The sequence below is a fragment of the Phenylobacterium sp. genome, from assembly GCF_035539035.1.
In the GTDB taxonomy this organism is placed as follows: Bacteria; Pseudomonadota; Alphaproteobacteria; order Caulobacterales; family Caulobacteraceae; genus Phenylobacterium.
The window spans coordinates 408,729-416,703 of sequence record NZ_DATLJI010000015.1 but is presented as its reverse complement, the minus strand read 5'-3'; the positions used below and the strand labels follow the sequence as shown (position 1 = coordinate 416,703).

General features: G+C 71.7%; 8 protein-coding genes and 1 tRNA gene. 4 read left to right on the top strand and 5 right to left on the bottom strand.

Annotation, left to right across the window (positions count from 1 at the left end):
- Positions 1-475, top strand: a 475-nt coding sequence (locus VM685_RS14025; RefSeq protein WP_325460775.1) for an NAD-dependent epimerase/dehydratase family protein, incomplete at its 5' end; no start/stop codon positions are given.
- Between the two features lies 1 nt (position 476).
- Here the strand turns inward: VM685_RS14025 and VM685_RS14020 are convergent.
- Entirely contained in the window at positions 477-1,145 is a 669-nt protein-coding gene (locus tag VM685_RS14020; RefSeq protein WP_325460774.1) for a DsbA family oxidoreductase, read from the bottom strand.
- A 24-nt stretch (positions 1,146-1,169) separates the two neighbouring features.
- Positions 1,170-2,738 (bottom strand): carboxylesterase/lipase family protein, encoded by a 1,569-nt coding sequence (locus tag VM685_RS14015; RefSeq protein ID WP_414693373.1) that lies wholly within the window; start codon positions 2,736-2,738, stop codon positions 1,170-1,172.
- A 58-nt stretch (positions 2,739-2,796) separates the two neighbouring features.
- Here VM685_RS14015 and VM685_RS14010 point away from each other — a divergent pair, with 58 nt between their 5' ends.
- Positions 2,797-3,759, top strand: a complete 963-nt coding sequence (locus tag VM685_RS14010; RefSeq protein ID WP_325460773.1) for an alpha/beta hydrolase — start codon at positions 2,797-2,799, stop codon at positions 3,757-3,759.
- A gap of 77 nt (positions 3,760-3,836) precedes the next feature.
- Positions 3,837-4,838, top strand: a complete 1,002-nt coding sequence (locus VM685_RS14005; protein WP_325460772.1) for a class 1 fructose-bisphosphatase — start codon at positions 3,837-3,839, stop codon at positions 4,836-4,838.
- Between the two features lie 5 nt (positions 4,839-4,843).
- Here VM685_RS14005 and VM685_RS14000 read toward each other — a convergent pair whose 3' ends face one another.
- Together VM685_RS14000 and VM685_RS13995 are read right to left on the bottom strand one after the other, a co-directional pair.
- Complete coding sequence (locus VM685_RS14000) at positions 4,844-6,082, bottom strand: cation:proton antiporter (RefSeq protein ID WP_325460771.1); 1,239 nt, start codon at positions 6,080-6,082, stop codon at positions 4,844-4,846.
- Positions 6,083-6,262: 180 nt separating this feature from the next.
- Positions 6,263-6,338 (bottom strand) — tRNA-Lys (locus VM685_RS13995).
- 199 nt (positions 6,339-6,537) lie between these two features.
- Between VM685_RS13995 and VM685_RS13990 the strand changes: the two genes are divergently transcribed.
- Positions 6,538-6,858 carry an Hpt domain-containing protein gene (locus tag VM685_RS13990; RefSeq protein WP_325460770.1) on the top strand — a complete coding sequence of 107 codons (321 nt, stop codon included), beginning with the start codon at positions 6,538-6,540 and terminating at the stop codon, positions 6,856-6,858.
- Positions 6,859-6,862: 4 nt separating this feature from the next.
- Here VM685_RS13990 and gcvA read toward each other — a convergent pair whose 3' ends face one another.
- Positions 6,863-7,819: a transcriptional regulator GcvA gene (gene gcvA, locus VM685_RS13985; RefSeq protein ID WP_325460769.1), complete on the bottom strand. Its 957-nt coding sequence runs from the start codon at positions 7,817-7,819 to the stop codon at positions 6,863-6,865.
- Positions 7,820-7,975 lie beyond the last annotated feature (156 nt).

Sequence of the window (7,975 nt, the reverse complement as noted above, 5' to 3'; positions counted from 1 at the left end):
CCGCCAGCACAACCTGCGCATCAAGGTGGCGCGGATCTTCAACACCTACGGCCCGCGCATGCATCCGAACGACGGGCGCGTGGTCTCGAACTTCGTCGTCCAGGCGCTGAAGGGCGAGGCGATCACCCTCTATGGCGAGGGCGCCCAGACGCGCTCCTTCTGCTACGTCGACGACCTGGTGGAGGCCTTCCTGCGCTTCATGGCCACCGGCGATGATGTCACCGGCCCGATCAACCTTGGCAATCCCGGCGAGTTCACGATCCGCGAGCTCGCCGAGAAGGTGATCGCCCTCACCGGTTCGAAGTCGAAGATCGAGTTCCGGCCGCTGCCGCAGGACGACCCCCAGCAGCGCCAGCCGAACATCGCCAAGGCCAAGGAGATCCTCGGCTGGGAGCCGACGATCACGCTCGATGAGGGGCTGAAGAAGACCATCACCTATTTCGACGGCCTGCTGCGGGCCGACGCCCTGGCTTAGGTCAGCACCAGGCGGGCTCGTCCGGCGCCGGCGGGCGCAGCAGCTCGGCGACGTTGGCCTCGATGATGCGGAAGCCGACGTTGCCGTAGAGCTTCTGCCGCCCCTCGGGAAAGACGAAGGTCGGGCTGCCCTGCACCTTCTGGGTTTCCGCGGCCTCGTAGTCGCCGGCCAGGGCAGCGAAGGCCGTACCATCCTCGATGCGCGCCTCGGCGGCGCCGACGTCGACGCCTGCGGCCCGCGCGGCCGAGCGCTGCACCTCGCCGCGCGAGATGTCCCGCGCCTCGGCGAAGAAGGCGTGGCGCAGCGCCAGGGTCGCGGTCTCGTAGTCTTCACGGCCGCAGGCCAGTTCCACGGCCTTCAGGAAGAGATGCGGCGCGTGCGAACTGGTCGGCCGCACGTCGCGCCAGATGGCCTGGGCCACATCGAGGTGCGGGAAGCCGGCCGCCACCTCCTGCACGTGGTCGGCGAAGCCCTCCCAGCCACCCCTGTCCTTCCAGCCCTCGCCGATCTTGGCCTCGGTGTTCCCGAAGGTGACGCAGAACCGCCGCTGGACGCGCACGCGCGGGCCGTGCGCCTCCTGGAGCTTCGCCAGGCGGACCTCGCTCGCATAGGCGTAGATGCACAGCAGGTCGGAGAAGTAGGTGATGGGCAGGGGGGCGTGGGCGCTCATGCCCCGGCAACCCTTGCCCGCCCGTCAGGTTCCGGGCTGGACGTAGGGGACCCTGGCGAACAGGGCGCGCTCCTCACCCCGGGGATCGTCCGCCATCCGGGGCTCGGCGTCGAAGATCATGGTCTGCCGGCGGGGCAGGGCGTAGGGCTCCCAGCGGGGCAGGGCGGGGTGGTTCGGGTCGCCCGTCCGCGCGAGCGCGATGAAGGCCTCGCTCATGGCCGCCGCGGTCCGCCGCGCCTCTGGGCCGTCGCCGGTCCGCGAGCCCTCGGCGGCGGTGTTGTCGAACACCAGGGGGATGTCGAGGGTGTGGAACGCGCCCAGCCGCCCGCCCTCCGCCGGGGAACGGAAGTCGAGCTGGTAGACCCACGCCGGCGACCCCTGCAGCGCGCGCAGCTCGGCCTCGATGATCGCGCCGCGCCAGGAGCGCGACGCGGTGGTGGCGGCGAACAGCACGTCGCTCGGGCTGTAGTGCGGATAGAGCCGCCGGTACTCGGCGATGACCAGCTCCGGCGAGATGTCCACGCGCATGTTCGGGATCAGCTTGGCGGCGAGCCCGTCCCAGCCGACGGTGAAGTTCGTCTCGTCGTTGCCGAGGAAGGCGCGGGTCTCGTCGTGGGTGTTGCCGATGATCATCGGGATCTTCGCCGACTGGGGCGGCGCGTCGGGGTAGAACGGGTGGCGCGTCAGGCTGCGTTCGTCGAGCACCGGGCCGAAGTAGATCCCGCCGAACGGCAGGATCGGATCGCGGGCGGCCTGCGCCTCCACCAGCCGCGGGGCGGGCAGGGTGCGGAGCTCCGCGGCCTGCTCCGGCTTCAGCTTCAGGGCGTCCAGGAACGCCAGCGTGCGCTGGTGGGCGTTCAGCGGCCCGGAGGCGGTCACCTGCTGGCCGCTCATGGTCGCGGCGCGGTGGAACAGGCCGGCCGCGGCGGGCGTGGCCATCAGGGTGGCGATCTTGGCCCCGCCGCCGGACTGGCCGAACACCATCACCCGCGCGGGATCGCCGCCGAACCCCGCGATGTTGTCGCGCACCCAGCGCAGCGCCAGGATCAGGTCGAGCTGGCCTGCGGCGCCGGAGTCCGCCAGCTCGGGGACGAGCCTGGCCAGATAGGCGTAGCCGAAGGCGTTCAGCCGGTGGTTCACGGTCACCACCACGACGTCGCCGCGGCGGGCGAGGCGGGCGCCGTCGTAGAGCGGGCTGGAGCCGGAGCCGGTCGAATAGGCGCCGCCGTGGAAGTAGACCATCACCGGCCGGCGGGCGGCGTCGAGCCCGGGCGTCCAGACGTTGAGGAACAGGCAGTCCTCGGCCTGGTTCGGCTCGCGGCCGGGCTGCGGGGAGGCGGGGCCATAGGCGTGGGCCTCGACGATCCCGCGCCAGGGCGTCGGCGGGACGGGCGGCTGGAAGCGGCGCGGACCCGTGTCAGCGCCGTAGCGAACGCCCCTGAACACCCGGACTCCGCCATCGAGATAGCCGCGAACACGGCCCGCCGTTGTCTGCGCCACCGGGTGGTCCGCGCCCCAGGCGCCGCCCGCGGCCATCCAGCCCACGCCTGCGGCCGCGCCGCCCAGCACCCGTCGCCGGCTCGTCTCACCCATGCTGTTCCTCCCTTCCCGGAAAGCTATGACACCGGTAGCAATAGGCCAAGGAGAACCCATGGACCTCGACCGCCGCAGCCTCCTCGCGAGCGCGCTGGCCGCCGCGCCCGCCGCGCCCGCCGCGGCCGCCGCCCAGGCTTCCGACCCGACCGAGGTCATTGAGCTCTGGCCGGCCGGGCCGCCCGGCGGGGTGAGGCCCGGGCTCGTCGAGCGCACGGTGGAGCGCGCCCGGCCAGGACAACCGGGTGACCGGGCGGTGTTCAACGTCACCCGTGCCGTGCTGCGGGTCTTCCGGCCCGATAGGCCGACGGGAGATGCGGCGCTCCTCCTGCCCGGCGGCGCCTACGCCCGCGTCGTCGTGGACAAGGAAGGGTTCGAGCTCGGCCGCGTCCTCGCCCAGCGCGGGGTCACCGCCTACGTCCTCTTCTACCGCCTGCCGGCCGACGGCTGGGCGGCCGGTCCCGACGCGGCCCTGCAGGACGCCCAGCGGGCGATGCGGCTGGTCCGCGCGCGGAGCCGGGGCCAGGTGGCGGCGGTGGGCTTCTCGGCCGGCGGCCACGCGACGGCCATGCTCGCCACGCGCCACGCCGACGCGACCTATGCCCCCGTCGACGCCGCCGACCGCCTGCCGGCGCGGCCGGACGCCGTGGGCCTCATCTATCCGGTGATCTCGATGCGCGAGGCCATCACCCACGCCGAGTCCCGCCGCAACCTGCTGGGCTCGACGCCGTCGGAGGCCCAGGTGAGCGCTTACTCCCTGGAGACGCGCGCAGGCCCGCAGGTCCCGCCCACCTTCCTCGTCCACGCCGCAGACGACCCGTCGGTGCCCATCGAGCACAGCCTCGCCTTCCAGGCCGCCCTGCGGAGGGCCAGGGTCCCGGTCGAAGCCCACTACTTCCAGGAGGGCGGCCACGGCTTCGGGATCCGGGGCGCGGCGGGCAAGCCCGCGGCCGCCTGGCCCGAGCTGTTCCACGCCTGGTGGCGGCGCCAGCTCCCCTCGGAATCTGCAAGGGAACCTTGACGGCGACGCTTCCGTTGAGCTGATCGCCGGAAGCTGCGGCCGGCTGGGGATTCGCAGCCTGTACGCATGGGGGAACGATGCCGGTGACGCTCGACCAATTTCTCGCCGACGGCGCCGCGGAGCCGGGCCTGGCTCAGCTGATCGGCGCGGTGGCCGACGCCTGCGCGGAGATCAGCGCCCTGGTGCGTCGCGGCGCGGCCGGCGAGGTGCTGGGCGCGCTGGAGAGCGAGAACGTCCAGGGCGAGGTCCAGAAGAAGCTCGACGTCATCTCCAACGACATCCTGCTGGAGGCCTGCGCCAAGGCGCCGGCCCTGGCCGGCATGGCCTCCGAGGAGATGGACACGGTCCATCCCGTCCGCCCGGTGACCGACGAGGCGCGCTACCTCCTGCTGTTCGACCCGCTGGACGGCTCCAGCAACATCGACGTGAATGTCTCCATCGGCACCATCTTCTCGGTCCTGCCGGTCAGCGCCGAGGCGCCGCGGGACGTCACCGAAGCCGACTTCCTGCAGCCGGGCCGCAATCAGGCGGCCGCCGGCTATGTGGTCTACGGGCCCCAGACCACCCTGGTCATGACCTTCGGCCGCGGCGTCACCGCCTTCACCCTGGATCCCGAGACCGACCAGTGGCTGCAGGTGATCGGGGCGGTCTCGATCCCGCGCGAGACCAAGGAGTTCGCCATCAACGCGTCGAACATGCGTCACTGGGCCCCGCCCGTGCGCCGCTACATCGACGACTGCCTGGCGGGCGAGACCGGCGCGCGGGGCAAGAACTTCAACATGCGCTGGGTGGCCTCGATGGTCGCCGACGTGCACCGCATCGTCATGCGCGGCGGCGTCTTCCTCTATCCCTGGGACGCGCGCGAGCCGAACCGGGCCGGGAAGTTGCGGCTGATGTACGAGGCCAACCCCATGGCCATGGTCATCGAGCAGGCCGGCGGGGCGGCCTACGACGGCTTCGGGCCGACGCTGGACGCCAAGCCCGCGTCCCTGCACCAGCGCGTCTCGGTGATGCTGGGCTCGGCCGCCGAGGTGGAGCGCCTGCAGCGCCTGCACGAGGAGGCGCTGCAGCCGGCCTGATCACCTCAGGTCTGCTTCTCGCCGGTCGCCTTCTCCACGGCGAAGGCCGCCGTGAACCCGTGCAGAACCGTGGAGAGCAGGATCGCAAAGGCGACGATCGCCCACAGGCGGCCTTCCTCGGGCAGATCCGCATGAGAACCTGCGTAGCTCAGGTAGTAGATCGAGCCGACGCCGCGGACGCCGTAGAACGCGACCACGGCCCGCCGCCGGCCTGAGAACAGCGTGCCCGAGAGGCTGAGCCAGCCCGCCGCCGGACGGATGAGGAGGATCAGCGCCGCGGCGACGGCGGCCGTGGCGAGATCGAGTTCCGCGAGGACGGCGGGCAGGGCGGCGCCCAGGCCGATGAGCAGCATGGCCGTCAGGGCATGCTCGATCGTCTCCGAGAAGTCGTGCAGCCGGACGTGGAAAGCGTGGTCGGACTCGATCCGCCGCAGGGTCAGGCCGGCCACGAAGGCGGCGATGAAGCCATAGCCCTCCGCCAGTTCGGTGACGCCGTAGGCGACGAACACGCCCGCAAGGGCGAACACCCCGGACTCGGTCTCGGCCAGGGCGTTCGCACGGGGAAAGGCGAACAGGATCTTGCCCAACAGCCAGCCGACGGCCGCACCGCAGGCCGCGCCCATGGCGATCCGGAACAGCACGTCGCGCCACAGCCACTCGCCTGCGACGCCCAGCGTCAGCGCGCCCGCAGCAGCCAGCGCGAGCGCCAGGTGCACGAAGGGAAAGGCCAGGCCATCGTTCAGCCCGGCTTCGGTGGTGAGGGTGAAGCGCACGGGGTGCTCGCCGCCCTCGGTCGGTCGGCCCACCTGCACGTCGCTGGCGAGGACGGGATCGGTAGGCGACAGCACGGCGCCCAGCAGCAGGGCCGCGGTCAGACCCAGACCAGCCCAGGCCCAGCCGACCACCGCCAGCGCCACGATCGTCAACGGCATCGCCACCGCCAGAAGGCGGACGGTAGGCGTCCACCGCCCCCGGTCAAAGATCCGGTCGATCCGCAGGCCGACGCCGAACAGGCCCACGATCACGCAAAGCTCGCTGACCACCTCCCAGACCTTGGGCGAGGTGACCGGGCTGATCGCCTCGGGCATGCCCGGGATCCAGCCGAAGATGAGAAAGCCCAGGCCGATCAGGAGCGCCGAGGCCGCCGGCTCGCGGCCCGAGAAGAACCTCGGCAGCCAGTAGGCGAGGATGATCGCCACACCCAGGGCGGCGAGCAGCACATGATAGCTGGAGAACTCGAACAAGCGCGGCTCCGGGGGGGACGCCAGCCTTACGCTTAGCGGCGCGTTCGGTTCATTGGCCGCGGCGCCCGGCTTGGTCCGTGCGCCGCGAGCGCCAATTCCGCCTGGAGTTCGATCTCACGCGGCCGCGGACCGCCGCCCGCTGAGGCGGGCGGTCGACGGGCTGGCGACTGTCGAGGAAGATGGTGGGTGTACAAGGATTCGAACCTTGGACCCGCTGATTAAGAGTCAGCTGCTCTACCAACTGAGCTATACACCCATGCCGTTGAAAGCTTTAGACTTTCCGGCTTCCCGATGACCTGCGGATCGGCGTTTCGGCCGCCCCGGCTCCGGGAGGGGACCCATCTAGTCGGTTGCCCCGGCCTTGGCAAGGGCCCCGTGCGCGCACGGTGGGGCTTTCACCGGCGCTTAAGGCTGCGGGCGTAGGCATGCCCTGAGCATCAAGGGCGAGGTCGGACGTGGCGCGGCGAGCGGACGGGGTGGTGGACTTCGGATACCTGGAGTCGTTCGTCTCTGGCGATGCGGCCATCGTCTGCGAGGTGCTGGACCTGTTCCGCCAGCAGGCGGAGAGCTGGGCCGACACTCTGAGGCCCGAGGACCCCGAGTGGCGGAACGTGGTGCACACCATCAAGGGGGCCGCCCGCGGGGTCGGCGCCAACGCCCTGGGCGACGCCTGCGACAAGGCCGAGTTCGGCGCTCCAGAGGACCTTCCGGCGGTCCGGGAGGCCCTGGAGGCCGCCGTGGCGGAGATCGCCGCCTACCAGGCCGCGCGCGCCTAGCGGCCTAGATCCCGGCGCCGTTGTCGATGGCCGCCATGGCCGCCTCGTGCGCCTGGGCCTCGGCCTCGATCCAGCTGATGAAGGCCTTCACCTGCGGCAGCCGGCCCTTCGCCTTGGGGTGGACGAGGTAGTAGGCGAAGTCCACGGCGGTGGCGATCTGCAGCGGGGCGACCAGCCGGCCGGCCTCCAGGTCCGCCTGGGCGATGGTGCGCTTGGCGAGCGCCACGCCGCGGCCGTTCACGGCGGCCTCGATCACCAGGCTCGACTGGTTGAACCGCGGGCCGCGCATGCCGTCGATGTTCTTCAGCCCCCGCGCGGCCAGCCACATGGGCCAGTCGGGGCAGCTGTCGTCCGGGTCCGGCGAGCCGTCGTGCAGCAGGACGTGGTTCTTCAGGTCCTCGGGCGTGGCGAGCGGCGTCTCGGCGAGCAGGGCCGGGCTGATCACCGGGATCACGCTCTCGCCCAGCAGGCGGGTGACCTCCAGGCCGGGATAGCGCCCGCCGCCGTAGCGGATGGCGAGGTCGACCTCTCCGGCGGTGAGGTCCACGAGCTCCAGGCCGGCCGAAAGCCAGACGTCCACCTGCGGGTGTTTCTGCTCGAACGCGCCCAGTCTCGGCACCAGCCACTTGGCGGCGAAGGAGGGGGCGGCGGTGATCGTCAGGCGCCGGCCGTCCACCGCGGCGGTGAGCAGGCTGGCGGCCTCGGCCAGGCGGTCGAAGGCCTCGCGCAGGGCGGGCAGGGCGGTCTGGGCCGCGTCGGTCAGCAGCAGGCCCTTGGGCGTGCGCTTGAACAGCGCCGCGCCGACGTAGTCCTCCAGGTTCTGGATCTGCTGGCTCACCGCGCCGGGCGTCACCGACAGCTCGTCGGCGGCGCGGCTGAAGTTCAGGTGCCGTGCGGCGGCCTCGAAGGCGCGCAAGGCGTTCAGCGGCGGAAGGCGCCGGCGCTCGTGGTTCCGTTCCATGAGTTTTCCTGACAGCCCCGGCAGAAGTCCTCGGCTTGCGAGGTGGCGCGTCCGACACCTAATTGCAAGCGTCCGCCGATGTATCGGCCCTTTTCGTCGGCGGACAACGGGTCGGGGCGGGCGCCAGCCCGTCCCGTCCTCGTTTCAAGCGTAGCG